Source organism: Chryseobacterium potabilaquae (assembly GCF_902728265.1).
Lineage (GTDB): Bacteria > Bacteroidota > Bacteroidia > Flavobacteriales > Weeksellaceae > Chryseobacterium > Chryseobacterium potabilaquae.
Genome location: NZ_CACVBR010000046.1, coordinates 1 through 18,802, shown reverse-complemented (window position 1 = coordinate 18,802; position 18,802 = coordinate 1). Strand labels below are relative to the sequence as shown.

The window sequence follows — 18,802 nt, the reverse complement described above, 5'->3', positions numbered from 1 at the left end:
AATACATAATTAATGGCAACAAGTAACGATATCAAAAAAGGACTTTGCATTGAGTACAGCAATGATATTTATAAAGTTATCGAGTTTCTTCACGTAAAACCTGGGAAAGGTCCGGCTTTCGTAAGAACAAAGTTAAAATCAGTGACGAACGGAAAAGTAATTGATAACACTTTTTCTGCTGGTCACAAAATTGAGGAAGTAAAAGTGATCACAAGAAAATACCAGTATCTTTATGATGACGATAATGGTTTTCACTTTATGAATAATGAAGACTTTTCTCAGTTATATATTAATAAAGAAATGATTGAGAACTCTCAGTTCATGAAAGCTGGGGAAGAGGTTACTATTATTTTGAAAGAAGCAGATGAAACACCACTTTCTGCGGAACTTCCACAATCTGTTTATCTTGATATTATTGAGGCAGATCCTGGAGTAAAAGGAAATACAGCAACAAATGCTCTTAAAAATGCTATCGTTGAAACTGGGGCACGGGTAATGGTTCCATTATTCATTGAACCTGGCGATAAAATTAAAGTAAGTACTGAAGACGGGGCTTACTTAGAAAGAGTAAAAGAGTAATTAAATACAATTTACATTAATTCGGTTTGCGTTTGCAGTCCGAATTTTGTTTTATAAGAAAATCAATTGTTATGAGATTTCATTCTCCACAAAATTTAAAAACTATTGCTGATTTTATTGATGCAAAATTTATTGGCTCCGAGGACTTTGAAGTTTTAGGAACAAATGAAATTCATAGGGTACAACCAGGGGATATCGTTTTTGTAAATCACCCCAAATATTACGATAAAGCTTTAAATTCCGCGGCTACAATCATATTAATTGATAAAGAAGTCGAATGTCCTGCAGGAAAAGCACTTTTGGTTTCTGAAGATCCTTTTAGGGATTTTAATAAAATAAATACCCATTTTACCAGAATATATAATTTTACAGAAGAACTTCATGATGTAGAAATTGGAGAAGGAACAAGAATTCATCATTCTGCAATGATTGGAAATAATGTAAAAATTGGGAGCAATACCCAAATATTCCCTAATGTTGTGATAGGTGATAGAACAGAAATAGGAGATAACGTCATTATTCAGTCTGGGACTGTATTAGGAGGAGATGCATTTTATTATCGTAAATTGAATGGTAATTTTGATCGTTTGATTTCTGTAGGTAATGTGATCATTGAAAATAATGTAGAGATTGGAAATAATTGTACTATTGATAGAGGAGTTACTGATTCTACAGTCATTGGAGAGGGATCAGTATTGGATAATTTAATTCAGATTGGCCATGATACGATTATCGGAAAAAGATGTCTTATCGCTTCCCAAGTAGGAATTGCCGGATGTTGTATTCTTGAAGATGAAGTAACTGTATGGGGACAGGCGGGAATTGCTTCTGGAGTCAAACTTGAGAAAGGAACTGTTTTGTTGGCTCAGGTAGGAGTGAATAGAGATCTTACGAAAGGAACTTATTTTGGTCCTATTGCCGAAGATTTCAGGGCGTATCTGAAGAAAGAAGTTAAGGTGAGAAATCTCAAATAAACAAATTACTACCACTTGTCTGAAATCAAAGAAAATTAAGTAAATTTGTGAGCGTTAATAAAGTAATAAATAAATTAAAAAAACAATAAAATGTCAATTTTAGTAAACAAAGATTCTAAAGTAATTGTACAAGGATTTACGGGGAACGAAGGTACTTTCCATGCAAGCCAGATGATTGAATATGGAACAAATGTAGTAGGTGGAGTTACTCCAGGAAAAGGAGGAAGCGAGCACTTAGGAAAGCCTGTATTTAATACTGTGGCTGATGCTGTTGAAAAAGCTGGTGCAAACGTAAGTATTATTTTCGTACCTCCTGCATTTGCAGCTGATGCTATTATGGAAGCAGCTGAAGCAGGAATTAAAGTAATTGTATGTATTACTGAAGGAATTCCTGTAGCGGATATGGTAAAAGTAAAATCATATATTGCTGACAGAGACTGCAGATTAATCGGTCCAAATTGTCCTGGAATCATTACTTCTGATGAAGCTAAAATTGGGATTATGCCTGGTTTCGTTTTCAAAAAAGGTAAAGTAGGAATTGTTTCTAAGTCAGGGACTCTTACCTATGAAGCGGCTGATCAGGTAGTAAGAGCTGGTTTTGGAATTTCTACAGCAATTGGTATTGGAGGAGATCCAATTATTGGAACCACCACAAAAGAAGCGTTAGAGCTATTTATTAATGACCCAGAAACTGAGGCAGTAGTAATGATTGGCGAAATTGGTGGAGGATTAGAAGCTGAGGCGGCAAGATGGTATAAAGCGAGTGGCTCAACAAAACCGGTAGTAGGTTTTATTGCTGGGCAAACGGCACCTAAAGGAAGAACAATGGGGCATGCTGGGGCTATCGTAGGTGGAGATGAAGATACAGCGCAAGCAAAAATGGAAATCATGAGAGAAAATGGAATTAATGTAGTAGATTCTCCAGCTGAAATTGGTGTAACCATTGCAAAAGTATTAAAAGTATTAGCTTAATTATATTAAAACATACTGCTATGAAAAAAATTTTATTACCCTTCGTTTTATTATTTTCTACTTTATCATTTGCACAAATAGATTTAAGTGGAACAAGGTTTGGTATTACAGCTGGTGGAAACTATTCAGGTGTGAAAAATGCCCATAACCCTTCAGGAAAAAGAGTTACATTCCAAGTGGGTGGTTTAGCTTTAATTCCTATCGGCCAAAGTAATCAGTTTTTTCTTCAACCAGAGGTATTGTATTACGGAGCTGGTGAAACAGGAAAAAATAAAGATGCAAAAGGAAAAGACGGTTACGATGCAGTGTATGCTAATAACTATTTAAGTGTTCCTGTATACTTTAAAGGATATTTTTCTGAAGCTGAGTCAGAATTCTTTGGATTAATAGGGCCAAGATTCAACTTCTTATTAAATCAAAAGGTGAAAAATGCTCCTTTGTCAAAAGCATATTACGATCCAGATGTAAATGATCCAGCTTATCCAGGAGTAAATGGAAAAGCAAAAGGCTTTAATTTTGGATTAGGAATAGGATTAGGATATAGCTACAAAAGACAGGTTGAGCTAGCATTCAAGTATGATTTTGGTTTATCGAATACATATCCAGGTCTTACTAATGAAAAAGGGGGGACAGAAAAAAAGAAGTCTGAACAAGTTGTTAGTTTAACTTTAAGCTATATTTTTAATTAATATAGAGAATGTAGATAAAGAAAGATTATATCTTACAAAAAAAATTCCGAGACGATTAATTGTCTCGGGATTTTATTTTTTGTATTTGTTTTATTTTTAGCCTTTGATCCATTTCCAAAGCTCTTTTAGAGTTGCTTTATTTCCGTACATTAAAATACCTACACGATAAATTTTTCCGGCAAGGAATATCATAAATATCGTTGTTCCTAATAATAAAGTTATTGATAGTGCAATCTGCCATGCAGGAACTCCAAATGGGATTCTGGCGATCATTGCGACAGGTGAAGTAAAAGGAATGATGGATAACCAAAAACCTAAAGGACCATCCGGATTATTCATTAATGAAAAACTACCATACATTCCTAAAGTTAAAGGCAAAATGGCAAATAAAGTAAATTGTTGAGTTTCTGTTTCATTATCGACTGCAGAACCTATTGCGGCATAAATAGAACTATAAAAAATATACCCTAGAAGGAAGAAAACAATGAAAACAAATATAATTATGGGAAAGTTGAGTTCCAATAAGCTGTGGGAAATTTGAGTCGCTATTTGGGCAACATCTAATTTATTTGTTATTTGTTCACTGCTGCCGGGAAGGTTTTTCTGTAAAGTTGAAAAGCCAGTATTTAAAACTAAGGCTCCAATTATCGACATTGTTATCCAGATAATAAACTGAGTTAAGGCAACTAATGTTACTCCTAAAATTTTCCCCATCATCAATTCAAAAGGCTTTACAGAGGAGATAATGATTTCAACCACACGATTGTTTTTTTCTTCCAGTACACTTCTCATTACTCGTACTCCATAAATGATGATAAACATAAAGGTAACATACATTAAAAGTATACTAAGCCCGGTTTTTACTCCAAAAGCTAAATCAGAATCTTCTTTATTGTTTTCGGTAACATTAATGGTTTTTAAAACGAAACTTTTATCCAGGTTATTTAATTGATTTTCCGCAATTCCTAAATGTTTTATTTTTTCTTTTTTGATAACATTAGTAATATCAGAAACTATTTTTTGCTTTGTATCAAAACCAATTTTATTGTTAATGATCAATCGGGTATTGTTGGTGAACTCGTCAAAATTTTGGTTGTGAAGCTCAGGTAAGATAAGAATTCCATCTAAGGATTCATTTTCTTTTAAATTATTAATCTCAGATTTTTCATTCGGAGTAGGAATGAATGTATAAGTAATTTTACTGTCTGAATGTATTTGATTTTTAAATAATCCACTCTTATCAACAATCTGAATCGCACTATGTGATTCGTTAGCTTTAAACATTAAACCAATCACGGATCCAAATGCAATCAACATAAGGGGAGCTAGTAATGTCAATATAATGAAGGATCTTTTCTTAACTTGTGTAAGAAATTCTCTTTTTGTAATTAAAAAAATATTATTCATAAAATTAAGAATGGTTACTTACTGCATTGATGAAAACTTCATTCATGCTGGGAATTTTTTCTTGAAAGGATCTTACTTTTCCGACTTTTACTAAATCTGAAAGAATACTGTTTTGATCACCTTCATTTTTCAAATCAAAATTAATAAGGCTATTTTCACTAGAAATATTAACAATATTATATTTACTTTTGAAGGTGTCGAGATGATCCTCATTAACTTCTGAAAGCGTAATTCCAAAAATATTTTTCTTAAATTTTTCTCTAACATCAAAGACCCTTCCATCGATGATTTTCTTGGAATTATTAATTAAAGAGACATAATCACACATTTCTTCCACGCTTTCCATTCTGTGTGTAGATAGTATAATGGTTGTTCCATTATTTTTAAGCTCTATAATTTGGTCTTTAATCAAATTGGCATTTACAGGATCAAAGCCTGAAAATGGTTCATCTAGAATTAAGAGATGAGGTCTATGGAGAACGGTTACCACGAACTGTATTTTTTGGGCCATTCCTTTTGAGAGTTCAGAAAGCTTTTTCTTCCACCATTGATCAATATTGAGTTTTTCAAACCATTTTTTGGCTTCATGTAAGGCTTCATTTTTACTCATTCCTTTGAGTTCCCCAAAATAAAGAATTTGATCGCCGACACTCATGTTTTTGTAAAGCCCTCTCTCTTCGGGCATATATCCAATATCTTTGATATGATTAGGATGAAGAGTCTGTCCGTTGATGGAGACACTTCCAGAGTCGGCCTGTGTAATTTGGTTAATGATTCGTATAAATGATGTTTTGCCTGCTCCATTTGGGCCCAAAAGTCCATAAATACTCCCTTTTGGGACATGGATACTAAAATCATCCAATGCTATTTTTTTTCCTGCACTGTATGTTTTTCTGATATGTTCAGCTTTTAGCATTAAGTTATTTTTAAAAATATGCTGAAAGGTACGGAAATATTAAAGATAGCGTGCGTATATAAGAAAAATCCTGATTATTATCAGGATTTATTTTTTATTGTTTTACAATTTGGGCAACTTTCTGTGTGTTATCACTAAGTATATATCGGATGAGATATTTTCCAGGTTTCAATTTCTCAATATTTATTTCCCCGGAATTCATATTTACTGTGTAATTTGCTACTTGAGTACCCAAAATAGAATAAAATGTCACACTTTTGATTCTTAAAGAAGAATCTTTTGCCTTTATAATCAGATAATCCTTTGCGGGATTAGGATAGGCAACAAGCACACCATCATCAGATTTTTGCGAGGGAGAACCTAGCTCTCTGATTTGAGCATTCAAATTATTGGAAAATCCAATAAATGTGCCTAGAAATACAAATAAAAGTAAAATTTTTTTCATCAATATTATTTTTCTTTAGGAAAACTTGTAACAAAAATAAGAAAATCTATTGTTCTTTGCAATAGTTTTTTTATAGAAGTTATAGTAAATTTGTAAAACTTATTCAAAAAGTATTCCAAACATGATACATTCAAGAAATAGAAGGTTGAGAGTAAATGAATCTATTAGAGGTTTAGTAAGAGAATGTACTCTTACAACTCATGATTTTGTAATGCCAATCTTTGTAATGGAGGGTGAAAATAAAGAAGAACCCATTCCCTCAATGCCGGGGATATTTAGACGTAGTATAAATTTAACAGTGAGGGAGTGTAAAGAATTATTCTCGTTGGGTGTAAAATCTGTTAATCTATACATGAAAGTTTCAGACCATTTAAAAGACAATACAGGGAAAGAAGCGTGGAATAAAGAGGGATTGATGCAGAAAACAATCAAGGCAATTAAAGATGCTATTCCAGAAATGATTGTAATGCCAGATGTGGCATTGGACCCTTACTCGATTTATGGACATGATGGAATTATTGAAAACGGAAAAATTGTAAATGATGCTACGAATGAAGCATTAGCAAAAATGGCTGTTTCTCATGCTGAAGCCGGAGCTGATATTGTAGCTCCAAGTGATATGATGGATGGTAGAGTTTTGGTTATTCGGGAGGCATTAGAAGAAAGTGGATTTACGGATGTAGGGATTTTAAGTTATGCAGCGAAATATGCAAGTTCTTTTTATGGGCCATTCAGAAGTGCTTTAGATAGTGCACCAAAAGATGACATGGAGATTCCAAAAGACAAAAAAACATATCAGATGGATTTCCATAATTCAAGAGAAGCTTTGAATGAGGTTTTCAAAGATGTAGAAGAAGGAGCGGATATTATTATGATTAAACCGGGGCTCCCTTATCTTGATATAGTTTCTAAAGTAAGAGAATCTATTGACCTTCCTATTGCCGTATATAATGTGAGTGGAGAGTACGCAATGGTAAAGGCCGCTGCCCAAAATGGATGGCTTGATAATGATAAAACGATTATTGAGAGTTTAACATGCTTTAAAAGAGCAGGAGCAGATATGATATTTACTTACTTTGCAAAGGAAGCAGCTATGATTTTAAATAGATAAATTTTATATAATAAGCTGTTAATTATGAGTTATTATTTTGTAGTAACTCATAATAACAGTTTATTACATAATATCAAAATCTTTTCCTTTTACGAATTGCGCTGCAAAAGGAGCTTGATTCCCTGAGTATTTTAATATAAAATGTTTTTTTGTATCCGTATCTGCTTTAGCTTCAATTTCTATATTTTGACTTTGAAAGCTTAGATTTAAGTCCGCACCGGATTCTTTTTCTAAATATATTTCCACGCTTTCCGCATAGAAAAGAGATTTAATTAAATAATTAAATTTGATATTTCTTCTGTATGTTTTAGACTTACTTCTTGTAAGAGAAGAATAGCTTTTTAGAATCTCGATTCCCGGCGAATCAATGTTGGTAATTCTAGCTTTTGTTAATCCATTGACTCTTATGGAAAAATTTTTAGCGGTATTGATATTTCCTTGTAAATTAATATTAAATAAAGAGGGAAGTGAAAGTCCATAATCGATCATATTCTCTTTTGTAAACTCAAAATCGGGAATAAGAGCGGGATGTTTTTCAACATGGATCAATTGATTTTTGATAAAATTAAGCTCATCATTTTCATCATTTGAGAATAAAAATCCAATAAGATTATTTCCTGTTGATCTTAAATTTCTTCCATTCCATTCAAAGATTTCACAAAGTAATGTATCCGCAGAAGAATGAGGAAGAAGGGCCATATCCTGCCATTTGAATATTTCATTTGCATAAGGGATTCGGTCAAAAATATGGATTCCAAGATCTAGAGCTAAAAGTTCAGTAAGATGTTGGTCGAGATCGGCAGCCGAAAGTTCGGTCAGTGTGTGGTCAAAATCGAAAGCCCAAGGCTCTGTCATTAGCTGGTTATTTTCCATAATAATATCGAATTGTGATTGGTCTTATAAATTTACATAAATAATTGGAAATGTGAAAGTTTTTTTCGATTCTTATTATGAATATTATCTTTTATATTTATTTAAAAAAGAGTGAATTATTTTAAATAATCATAAAACTTTTATATAGAGTTGGGAATCTAAAATTTGAATTCAAAAAAACTTTATCTTTGCTCCTATGATTTTACGAGGAGAAAATTTAATCAAAGAATATGGTCCTAAAAAGGTTGTAAAAGGAGTTTCTGTACAAGTTCAGCAAGGCGAAATTGTAGGATTACTAGGCCCTAATGGAGCCGGAAAAACGACCTCATTTTATATGATTGTAGGTTTGGTTAAGCCAACTTCGGGAAAAATTTTTCTAGATAAGCAGGAAATTACTACAGATGCAATGTACCGAAGAGCGCAGAAGGGTATAGGATACTTAGCCCAAGAAGCTTCTATTTTTAGAAAACTTTCCGTTGAAGACAATATTATGGGAGTTTTAGAATTAACAAAACTTTCAAAAAGGGAGCAGCAAATAAAATGCGATGAGCTTATTGAGGAGTTTTCTTTACAGCATGTTCGTAAGAATAGAGGAGATCTTCTTTCGGGAGGGGAAAGACGGAGAACCGAAATCGCTAGATGTCTTGCAACAGACCCAAGTTTCATTCTTTTAGATGAGCCTTTTGCGGGGGTTGACCCAATTGCTGTGGAAGATATTCAGAAGATTGTAAGAAGTCTTGTGGATAAGAATATTGGAATTTTAATTACCGATCATAATGTTCAACAGACTTTGGCGATCACTAACAAAACATACATTATGTTTGAAGGGAATATATTAAAGGAGGGACTTCCGGAGGATCTTGCTAATGATCCGCAGGTAAGAGAGGCGTATCTTGGTGAGAATTTCGTATACCAAAGTATATTAGATAAGCCAAAAAAGAAAAAGTACGCCTATAATATCTGGGCGGGGAATTTTGATTCCAAGTCTCAACTTCAACATTTTGTTGATGAAAATTTTGAACAATTTGATGATTTAAGATTAATGCAAGGTTTTGAAGATATAAGCTTTGCATCATTAGCCAACTCTGAAATTGAGCATATTTTTAATGATGTGATTGATAAAAATGCTAATAATTCTTTTGTTTTTCAAAGGAAAGAAATCAACTCTCACTATTCTATTGAACAAGCAGAGGCGGAATCTAAAGAGGCAAGTATGGAAAAGCTGCATTATCTGACCACCTATGTATATGAAGGTTAAAAATAATTCTAATAATATATTGGGAGTAGAGTAGATTTTTATCTGCTCTATTTTTTTTAATTAGACTTGATTTCAAATGAAAAATAAAGCGATTATAATCTTATGTAGGTGTAAAATAAAAAAATTAACTTTACTTAATATCTCTAAAGAAAATGTATGGCAAAAGCATTTAATAGAACAATTACATTGTGGGGTATCTATAAACAATTGATACCGTTTATAAAGCCCTATCGCTGGATGATCTATGGTACTTTGTGTCTCACATTTTTTGGCGCCCTTGCGGCACAGGTTAATCCATTGGTTTTAAAATATACGGTAGATGAGGTGACAAAACTGATGGATCTTCCTCATCCCATGTCTGAAGGAATTCATGTGTTGGCCATTATTAGTATTATTTTATTGGGAAAAGAATTATTAAATATCTTTATCAATTTTGGTCAGAAATTTTATGGTGAGAAAATAAGAATTAATGTAAGTTCTGTTCTTGCTCAATCAGCTATTGATAAAATCTTAACATATAGGGTCGCTTATTTTAATGATGAAAATCACGAATCGGGAAAGTTACAGATTAGAATAGATAGAGGAATAGAAAGTCTGACAAGGCTAGTGCAAAATTTTTTTATAGATATGCTGCCTTTATTTTCCAATGCTATCATAGCTTTGATTATTATGTATATGCAGAATATGTATGTAGGTATTGTTTCAACCATTATTGTTCCTATTTATTTTTATGTAAGTTCTTTACAGGCGAAAAAGTTAAGTGGTGTTCGCCGTCAGCTACGAAATCAGCGTGAGCAAAAGACCTCAGGACTCTTGAATTTAATTAATTCTATCATGGTCATTAAAAGTTTTGTACGTGAAAAGTTTGAAGGCAAAAAACAATATGATCTACAGATGCAGTTGATGGAAAGTCAAATGTTTACTAGAAAAACCAATTTTATTTATGATGGTTTAAAAACCTTTATTGAACAGTTTGGAGTCGTTCTGATCATTTTATTGACTGTTTATTTGGTGTTGAATCAGCAAATGACGATAGGAGCAATTATGCTTCATATTATGCTTTTTAATAATGTATCGGCACCTATTCGACAATTGCATCGTATCTATGATGATATGAATGATGCAATGATTTATGCGGAAGGATATTTTGATATTTTGAATGCTGACGAAGAAAAAGAATCGAATGGAACTTTCGTAGAAGATGAAATGAAAGGAAAGTTTGAATTAAATCATGTGAACTTTACCTATCCTAATGGGACCCAAGCATTGCATGATGTTTCCATGATCATTGAAAATGGAAAAACAACAGCTCTGGTTGGATTAAGTGGGGCTGGAAAATCAACAATAATTAATCTTTTATGTAAATTTTATCTTCCTGATACTGGAAAGATTTTGTTGGATGGGGTTCATTTGAATGAATATAATAATGTATTTCTCCGAGATGATATAGGGCTTGTTCTTCAAAAAAATCATATTTTCCAAGGAAGTATTGAAGATAATATCCGCTACGGAAATATGAATGCTACTTTTGAAGAAATTGAAGAGTCTGCAAAAAAAGCTTATTTGCATGAACAGATTATAGATTTGCCTCATCAATATCAACATGATGCTACGCAGCTTTCTGGAGGTCAGCAACAGAGAATTGCCATTGCAAGATTATTTCTAAAAAACCCACCCATTATTTTTCTGGATGAGCCCACGGCAAGTTTGGATGCAATAGCCACGGAACAAATTAAAAATTCTTTAGACGCGATAAAAGAAGGGAGAACGGTAATCATTATTTCGCATTCTTTATCTCAAATTTTAGATTCGGATATTATTTATGTCATGAAAAAAGGGAGAGTGGTGGAAAGTGGAACTCATGACGAATTGGTACAGATAAATGGAACGTATCGTGAAATTTTTGATGCTTCTGCAAGAAGTTTAAATTTAGATAAATTAGTTAATACTTTTAAAGATAATTAAATGGGAGATAGTTAATGTAACAATTTAATAATGTAGCAATATAACAATTTTATGAACTGACAATTACTAACAATTAATGAACGATCATTATCTTAAAAAACTTGACCGGGTTACTGCTATTCTTACTCAATTACAATCAAAACCTATTGTGAGAGCACAAGACCTTGCACAAAAATTTGATGTAAGTGTTCGTACGATTTACCGTGATATTAAAACATTGGAAAATGCTGGAATTCCCATTATTGGAGAGGCTGGTAGTGGATACTCCTTAATGGATGGTTATAAACTTCCACCAGTCATGTTTACAAAAGAAGAGGTTTTAAGTTTTATTGCCGCAGAAAAATTGATGCAAAAATTTTTACATGAAAGTCTTGGAAGTCACTATCAAACGGCGATGGAGAAGGTACGCTCTGTTTTAAAATATTCCGATAAAAATTTAATTGAAAATATTGAAAAGCAGATTGATGTTTTTAATTATCATGCTAAAACTGAAGACAACCTCCGGAATGTTATCCCAATTATCCTCGAAAGTATTGCCGAAAAAAAACAATTGACCATGGAATATAAAACGATGGATTCTAAAATTTCTACCAGAACTATTGAAGCGGTGGGCGTTTTTTTTGAATTCAACTATTGGTATATCTGGGCTTATTGTTTGTTGAGAAATGATTTTAGGCAATTTCGAGTAGATAGAATTTTACAAATTATTAAAACACAAAACTCGTTTTTACAAGAGTATGGTCAGATTAATGAATATAAAAGAAATGGAGATGGTAATAAAACAAAAGTCAGACTTTTAGTAGATCGAAAAATTATAAATTATCTTGCTAATTCAAAAAAATATTATGGATTAATTGAAGAAGTAGATACAGAAAATGGCGTAGAGCTTACTTTCGAGACCGAATGGATTAATGACGGATTTCCCCGTTGGCTTATTACTTTTGCTGATTATGCTACGATTTTAGAGCCTGAAAGTCTTCAGGTCAAATTACATGATTTAATACATAAAATTTCAAATAAACATACATAAAACCTCGACAAATATTGTTGAGGTTTTTAAGTAATTGAGTCCAGAAGTTAAAATGGTGAACTCTGATATGATTTTCTTTTTATTGGGTTTATGATTGACTCTTTGTATTAAGATTAATCAGCGCTCTTAACTTAAATAATGGGATTAAAGAGCTTAAAATCTCTCCCAAAAAAAAGGGGGTTCAATACCTAATGCCCTAAGATATACATAACCTTGACCTCGGTGATGAATTTCATTGTCTACAAAATAAAGAATATTTTGATAAATAGGAAATTCATATTGACCAAATAAATTGAATGTTTCTTGAAATCTCTTTTCAGAAATTTGAGCAAAATAATGATTGATTATATCGGTTTCTTCATCCCACTTTTTTAGAATATCTTCTTTCGTTTGTGGGGCAAACCCTTCTTCATGGTAGGCTTCTATATTTTTATCGACAATTCCTTTCAAGGCTGGTCCTCCGATACTGATTAACTCAACTGCTAATTTTGCAAATGGTCTCATTCCTCCTATTGAGAATTCAAACAATTCTTTTTCAGGGAATGCTTCGATTACTCTTTTCGTTAGATTTCTGTGTCCTTGCCAATGTTCTAATAATTGCTCAGAAGTCATAAACTGTTTTGTGATTGTTGCTGTAGTTGACATAATTTTTGTTTTAAGTGTTATTATTAAGACAAAGGTAGGAGGTAATTATGACAACAGTTTGTCAGTAGGATTTTGGAAAATGAAAATTTATTTTTCTTGGGAAATAATAAATATAAATTTCTGCGTTAAATAAATACTACGCATTACATATGTATGGTAGATAAATAATTTAGATGGTCGATCTTTGATCGATCATTTTTCTTGGATAGAATAGTTGAAATCGAGATTGTATTTACTTTTTATATTCTAATAAATAAAGTATTTTAGTGGTATGAAAATTTATACGAAAACAGGAGATAAAGGTGAAACAGCTCTTTATGGCGGAACAAGAGTTTCAAAAGCCAGTGCTAGAGTGGATAGCTATGGAAATATAGATGAATTGAATTCATTTATAGGCATTGCAAAGAGTCACATTGATGATGATGAGGTCTTAAGACAATTGAAAAAAATACAATTCGATTTATTTACGGTAGGTTCGGAGGCGGCAACGCCAACGGATAAGTTGATGTTAGCTAATGGAAAATCTCGTCTTTCGTTAATGATTTCTGAAAAAGAAATTGAAGAGTTAGAGCAATGGATGGATGCTTTTGAAGAGAAGCTGGAACCACTTCAATATTTTATTCTTCCTGGAGGAGGGAAGTCGGCTACGTTTTTACATGCTGCGAGAACGATTTGCAGAAGAGCTGAACGCTCTTTAGTGTTTTTAAATGAATCAGAAGAAGTACGTGCAGAGCTTATTACCTATTTAAATAGACTCTCCGATTATCTTTTCGTTTTAGCAAGATATATTTCTAAATTGGATAATGCACCTGAAGAATATTGGAATCCGAATGAGAGATAGAGTTTTGTTATTTATTAATGGAAATGCTCCTCAATCTTTTCCGGAATTGGAAAAATATAGTTTGATAGCCTGTACAGATGGAGCTTTTCATTATTTGAAAAGATTAGATTTTCCTTTGAATCGACTGGATTTTATCTCGGGTGATTTTGATTCACATTCGGGTCAGGATGAAAATATTTATGATGAAAAATTCATTTATACTCCGGATCAGGATAAAACAGATTTTCATAAAGCATTGGAAATTATTTTAGAAAAAGGGTATAAGGATGTTGATATTTTAGGAGGAAGTGGAGGAGAGCAAGACCATTTTTTAGGAAATCTTACGGTTGCTTTTGGTTTTAAAGATCGATTGAATATCAAATTCTATGATGAGTTTTCTGAATATTATTTTGTTCCCAAGAAATTTGCTATAAAGGGAGTGAAAGATAAAATGATTTCTCTGTGTCCTTTTCCTTCTGTTGAAAATATTACGACAAAAGGATTCAATTGGTCTTTAGTCCATGAGAATTTAAGTATTACTTCTAGAATTGGAACGAGAAATTTTGCAGTTGAAGATGAGGTTATCATAGAATATGAAAAAGGAGATTTGCTCGTATTTATTGGAAAAAAATATTTATAGATTTAGTTTAATTTTTGATCTCTATTTTCTATTTATTTCATGGTTTTGTATTTTCTTTAGTAGATAGAGGCTTTTATGTAAGCCGAGGATAAAGAGATTATTAAATACAGTTTTTAATGAAATTGTTAAAAAATAAGGCTCATCCACTGTTTATATTCAAAAAGCTTCATGGATTTCTGAGAATAAATAATGAAATGGATTCATAAGCTTATGTCTTGATAATTGGGTTGTCATTTTTACTATAAATTGTTAGAAAAATTATAGTAAATTTAAGATTAAAAATCAAACTTTTTTAGCAATTTTGCAGTTCTTAATTTACTTATTTAGAAATGAAAATAAAGTACTCGGAACTTATTGATCAGACATTATATTTTCCTACAGAAGAATTTAATGTTTCTGAAAACAATTTGTTATTTCATGACATTCCTTTAATGGAAGTTGTTGAAAAATTTGGCACTCCGCTTAAAATAAGCTATCTGCCAAGAATTTCTCAAAATATTCAAAAAGCGAAGAACTGGTTTAGGGAGGCTTTTGAGAAAACCGAATATAAGAAAAGTTATACCTATTGCTATTGTACCAAATCAAGTCATTTTAAATTTGTATTGGAGGAGGCGCTAAAGAATGATATTTCTATAGAAACGTCTTCTGCTTATGATATGGATATCGTAAAATCTCTTTATGAGAATGGGAAAGTTGATAAAAATATCGAAGTAATTTGTAATGGATTCAAAACAGATGATTATTTGGCTAAAATTTCAGATCTGATTAATAATGGTTTTGAAAATATTACCCCTATTTTAGATAATTATCGTGAGTTGGATAAATTAACTGAAAGTATTGATACTACTTTTGATATTGGGATCAGAATAGCTTCTGAGGAGGAGCCAAAGTTTGAATTTTATACCTCAAGATTAGGCATAGGCTATAAAGATATTATTCCCTATTACAGCCAGAAAATTGCAGAACATCCGAATGCGAGATTGAAAATGCTTCATTTCTTTATTAACACGGGAATTAAGGATACGGCCTATTATTGGAACGAGCTATATAAATGTCTTCGTGTATATGCCCGTTTAAAGAAAATAGCTCCAGAAGTAGATTCTTTGAATATTGGAGGTGGATTTCCTATAAAAACTTCTTTAAATTTTGATTACGATTATCAATATATGATTGAAGAAATCGTTTCTCAAATAAAAAAATTCTGTGAGGAAGAAGGGGTGGAAGAACCTAATATTTATACTGAATTTGGTAGCTTTACCGTAGGAGAAAGCGGGGCTAATTTATATAAAATTATTTCTCAAAAGCGTCAGAATGATAGAGAAAAATGGAATATGATTGACTCTTCTTTCATGACTACACTTCCAGATACTTGGGCAATTTCTCGACATTTTATTATGTTACCTTTGAACCGATGGGAAGATACCTATGAAAGGGTTTTTCTAGGTGGATTGACTTGTGATTCAGATGATTATTATAACTCTGAGCAACATACTAACGCTATTTATCTTCCGGTTTTTAGTGATACAAAGCCTTTGTATATTGGATTCTTTCATACCGGAGCTTATCAGGAAACAATCAGTGGTTTTGGAGGAATTCATCACTGCCTTATGCCGCAACCAAGACATGTTTTGATTCAAAAAGATGAAAATGGTGATTTACAATATGAAATCTTCCGAGAAAGACAAGAACCTGAAGATGTTCTGAAACTTTTAGGATATAAATAAAATGATAATAACAAGGTTGTTTCTTATATTATAGAAACAACTTTGTTTCATATAAAGAAGATTCCATTTTTGTAAATCACTGGTCAAGTGAAGGAAATTTATAAGTCATAGGAATTTTCTATTTATTTTTTATGGGCCGGAACTTGAATTAATAGTGGAGCGCAAATTCTATCATAGAAATTGATCACAAAGTTTTGTAATCTTATATTATACTGTTTATATCTGTCATTTTTCATCCTGTGTACTTTTCATTCCTCTTACTTCTAAGTTTGAGTATTTCGGAAATTCACCTTAATTCGATTTATACTTTTCAGGCAGATGATAGAATTTTATTTGGTTTAAGAGTTTCCTCTGCTTAGGACTTTAGAATTATAGGATCGAGGGTATAGTTTTTCTTCTTTGTAGAGGATTTTATGTTAATATGTGTCTGTTTTTTTAATTTTTAAATTTTTATTTAATTATTTTTATATTAGGTATTTATAATATCTGTGTCTATTTTTTTTAAAATAATTGTGTCCCTGTATTTTTCTTTTTTTGTCTAATCTTGCATGGAATTTTAAAACAGATGATAAATGAAAAAGTTAGTAATTTTATTAATAATTATTTTTATGTATTCATGTAGAGAGAAAGAGCTTGAATTGGAGGAAGTATCTTTAATGAATAAAAGTAAAGCTGGTATGAAATTAATTGATTATAGAGGTCAAAGGTTATCAGTTTGGAAAAATGAAGAAGGGAATTATATTTTAGGAGATGATATGGTGCTTAATTGTAATGATGTAAAAGAATTAGATTTTTTAATAGTAGAGGATATTAATGCAAAATCAGCTAACTGGGATCATACGACAAAGCTGCAGATTAATTTATGGCCTACAAATGAGTTGACTTATAGAATAGCAGAAGATATACCAAGTCATCAAAAGATATTGATCCGAGAAGCTATTGATGAATGGAACTCTAAAACAATTCTAAATTTTACCGAAGTATTAGAGGGTGAGGGGGTGTATTTTAAAAAAGTTGTTTCCGGCTGTTTTGCTGATCTTGGCTATTTCGGAAAAAAAAGAAGCATGGTGAGCGTTAGTGAGACTTGTGACAAACAAAGTATTATTCATGAAATAGGCCATATTGTAGGAATGATACATGAACATCAAAGAGAAATTAGAGATGAAGCTATAACGCTCCAATTAGAAACTTTCGATTATATTAAAAATTATTATCCTCTTTTTTATAAAACTATTCTTTATAATTTGGAAAAAGAAAGAAGTAATTTAACTGATCCTTGTTTGTTTGATATGAATTCGGCTATGATGTATGGGTCTTATCCAAGAAATAATATATCTTTGATGAATGATTTAATAAGTCGTAATCTTCCATTTTATACTAAAAAAGATGGAAGTTTAGTAGAGAGACCTACTTATGGGCTAACACAGAAAGATATTACTTGGGTACATTATCAATATAATAAAAAGATTATCCTTAAAAACGTAGATTATCCTGGAGTTTATTTAAAAGTGAGGTTGGAAGGAGCTAGTGATCCCTCTATAGTTTTATTCAGTCCCGGACATGAAGCCATTTTCACATATAATACTTCTAAAAAAAAATATGAGTATGGTGACTCTGGCTATATAGTTCAGGAAATAGACCTTAGCAATGGTTCACGTTCAGATGTGATAGATTTCTCTTGGAGTACACATCCAAATAGTATTACATATTTGGGAAATGATGGGGAAACAAAGGTGTTAATTTCTGATTACAATGATTCTTCAAATTCTAAGTATTATCATTTTACAGATAATAATGGCGTAGGAGGAGAGAATGAAAATGCTATAATAGAGGCTATAAAAAAAGATGATAGAAATACCTATATTAATTTAAAAAGATGGAAGACTAATATTAGTACGGATGGTAAACGGCACGCTTTTGATAAAAATGAGGTTACTGAATTAATTGTCAGAAATATTGATTATCCAACTTTAAATAGTGTGCTAATGAGATTAGAACATTGTATTGATCCTAAAATTTCATTAGCGCCGGGGCAAAGTGTTGGAATTAAATATCATGGGAGTGGAGATTATTTTGAATATAATGGATGTAAACTTCAAGAGATAGACTTTAATAATGGTAGTTCGAGTGATAATCTAGATTTTTCATGGGCAGTTCCGGGGAAAATTACATATACAGCGTCTCATCATTATACTACGACTTTGATTGATACAAATTCTTTAAAAGGATACATATATGGTACAGTAGATGTAGATGGAATTGATGGTCAAGATTCTAATGTTCAATTAGATGCTTATTTTAGTAATGGTAAAATGTATATAGATATAAAGAGATAATGAAATATTATTTTTAGAAATTTGATTGTTCTAAAAGGCGATCAATTTATATATATAGGTTTAAGCAGGTTTTATAAATAATAAATAGCTTTTAGGTAATGTGGTCAAAAATAGTTGGTGTTTTTGCGAAAAATAATTCGTAATATTTGGCTATTGGTTGGAAGAGGAAATGAGCTCTGCCGAGGAGCAACTCACAAGCAATACAATCAATGCTGTAAACGATAGTTTAAAAGGATGGTTTTTTCCATCCTTTTTTCATTAATTATTGGAACGGCTTTATGGCTAAAAAAAGACACTATCTCGTAAAGTGTGTAAGTTAAAAAGTTAGGCTTGGATTTATAATCTGAGCCTTTTTTCAAAAATAAGCATAAATTGGTTGAGAACAATACCCCAATTTCGAATAGGCATGGTCCATTTT

Annotated in this window: 16 protein-coding genes and 1 pseudogene; 12 read left to right on the top strand and 5 right to left on the bottom strand. The window is 31.8% G+C overall.

Annotation, left to right across the window (positions count from 1 at the left end):
* The first annotated feature begins 12 nt into the window (after nt 1-12).
* The 4 genes from efp to CHRY9293_RS16415 all read left to right on the top strand — a co-directional run bounded on the left by efp (nt 13) and on the right by CHRY9293_RS16415 (nt 3,214).
* Entirely contained in the window at nt 13-579 is a 567-nt protein-coding gene (gene efp, locus CHRY9293_RS16430; protein ID WP_122546459.1) for an elongation factor P, read from the top strand.
* A 71-nt stretch (nt 580-650) separates the two neighbouring features.
* Complete coding sequence (locus CHRY9293_RS16425) at nt 651-1,553, top strand: LpxD N-terminal domain-containing protein (protein ID WP_162033973.1); 903 nt, start codon at nt 651-653, stop codon at nt 1,551-1,553.
* 90 nt (nt 1,554-1,643) lie between these two features.
* Nucleotides 1,644-2,525, top strand: a complete 882-nt coding sequence (gene sucD / locus CHRY9293_RS16420; RefSeq protein WP_122635832.1) for a succinate--CoA ligase subunit alpha — start codon at nt 1,644-1,646, stop codon at nt 2,523-2,525.
* A 20-nt stretch (nt 2,526-2,545) separates the two neighbouring features.
* Nucleotides 2,546-3,214: a porin family protein gene (locus tag CHRY9293_RS16415; RefSeq protein ID WP_122546462.1), complete on the top strand. Its 669-nt coding sequence runs from the start codon at nt 2,546-2,548 to the stop codon at nt 3,212-3,214.
* 96 nt (nt 3,215-3,310) lie between these two features.
* On the opposite strand, the gene CHRY9293_RS16410 is transcribed toward CHRY9293_RS16415, so the two are convergent.
* From CHRY9293_RS16410 to CHRY9293_RS16400, 3 genes are all read right to left on the bottom strand, one after another.
* Complete coding sequence (locus CHRY9293_RS16410) at nt 3,311-4,621, bottom strand: ABC transporter permease (protein WP_162033972.1); 1,311 nt, start codon at nt 4,619-4,621, stop codon at nt 3,311-3,313.
* 4 nt (nt 4,622-4,625) lie between these two features.
* Nucleotides 4,626-5,537 (bottom strand): ABC transporter ATP-binding protein, encoded by a 912-nt coding sequence (locus CHRY9293_RS16405; RefSeq protein ID WP_162033971.1) that lies wholly within the window; start codon nt 5,535-5,537, stop codon nt 4,626-4,628.
* 94 nt (nt 5,538-5,631) lie between these two features.
* Nucleotides 5,632-5,982, bottom strand: coding sequence for a T9SS type A sorting domain-containing protein (locus CHRY9293_RS16400; protein ID WP_122635836.1), 351 nt, complete (start codon nt 5,980-5,982; stop codon nt 5,632-5,634).
* 121 nt (nt 5,983-6,103) lie between these two features.
* Between CHRY9293_RS16400 and hemB the strand changes: the two genes are divergently transcribed.
* Nucleotides 6,104-7,093, top strand: coding sequence for a porphobilinogen synthase (hemB, locus tag CHRY9293_RS16395; protein WP_162033970.1), 990 nt, complete (start codon nt 6,104-6,106; stop codon nt 7,091-7,093).
* 63 nt (nt 7,094-7,156) lie between these two features.
* Here hemB and CHRY9293_RS16390 read toward each other — a convergent pair whose 3' ends face one another.
* Nucleotides 7,157-7,966, bottom strand: coding sequence for a hypothetical protein (locus CHRY9293_RS16390; RefSeq protein WP_228455574.1), 810 nt, complete (start codon nt 7,964-7,966; stop codon nt 7,157-7,159).
* 196 nt (nt 7,967-8,162) lie between these two features.
* Between CHRY9293_RS16390 and lptB the strand changes: the two are divergent.
* The 3 genes and pseudogenes from lptB to CHRY9293_RS16375 form a co-directional block, all read left to right on the top strand.
* A pseudogene (gene lptB / locus CHRY9293_RS16385) lies at nt 8,163-8,888 on the top strand (LPS export ABC transporter ATP-binding protein); the annotation flags it as partial.
* Nucleotides 8,889-9,461: 573 nt separating this feature from the next.
* Nucleotides 9,462-11,189 carry an ABC transporter ATP-binding protein gene (locus tag CHRY9293_RS16380; RefSeq protein ID WP_162033979.1) on the top strand — a complete coding sequence of 576 codons (1,728 nt, stop codon included), beginning with the start codon at nt 9,462-9,464 and terminating at the stop codon, nt 11,187-11,189.
* 76 nt (nt 11,190-11,265) lie between these two features.
* The gene (locus CHRY9293_RS16375) at nt 11,266-12,219 is read left to right on the top strand and encodes a helix-turn-helix transcriptional regulator (RefSeq protein WP_162033968.1); all 954 of its coding nucleotides are present in this window, start codon (nt 11,266-11,268) and stop codon (nt 12,217-12,219) included.
* Between the two features lie 153 nt (nt 12,220-12,372).
* Here CHRY9293_RS16375 and CHRY9293_RS16370 read toward each other — a convergent pair whose 3' ends face one another.
* Nucleotides 12,373-12,864 carry a DinB family protein gene (locus tag CHRY9293_RS16370; protein WP_162033967.1) on the bottom strand — a complete coding sequence of 164 codons (492 nt, stop codon included), beginning with the start codon at nt 12,862-12,864 and terminating at the stop codon, nt 12,373-12,375.
* A 271-nt stretch (nt 12,865-13,135) separates the two neighbouring features.
* Between CHRY9293_RS16370 and CHRY9293_RS16365 the strand changes: the two genes are divergently transcribed.
* The 4 genes from CHRY9293_RS16365 to CHRY9293_RS16350 all read left to right on the top strand — a co-directional run bounded on the left by CHRY9293_RS16365 (nt 13,136) and on the right by CHRY9293_RS16350 (nt 18,384).
* Complete coding sequence (locus tag CHRY9293_RS16365) at nt 13,136-13,705, top strand: cob(I)yrinic acid a,c-diamide adenosyltransferase (protein ID WP_122546474.1); 570 nt, start codon at nt 13,136-13,138, stop codon at nt 13,703-13,705.
* A complete protein-coding gene (locus tag CHRY9293_RS16360; protein ID WP_162033966.1) occupies nt 13,695-14,324 on the top strand; it encodes a thiamine diphosphokinase in 630 nt (209 codons plus the stop codon). Before CHRY9293_RS16365 ends, CHRY9293_RS16360 begins: the two co-directional genes overlap by 11 nt.
* Nucleotides 14,325-14,653: 329 nt before the next feature.
* Nucleotides 14,654-16,048, top strand: coding sequence for a type III PLP-dependent enzyme domain-containing protein (locus CHRY9293_RS16355; RefSeq protein WP_162033965.1), 1,395 nt, complete (start codon nt 14,654-14,656; stop codon nt 16,046-16,048).
* 572 nt (nt 16,049-16,620) lie between these two features.
* Nucleotides 16,621-18,384, top strand: a complete 1,764-nt coding sequence (locus tag CHRY9293_RS16350) for a M12 family metallopeptidase (protein ID WP_162033964.1) — start codon at nt 16,621-16,623, stop codon at nt 18,382-18,384.
* Nucleotides 18,385-18,802 lie beyond the last annotated feature (418 nt).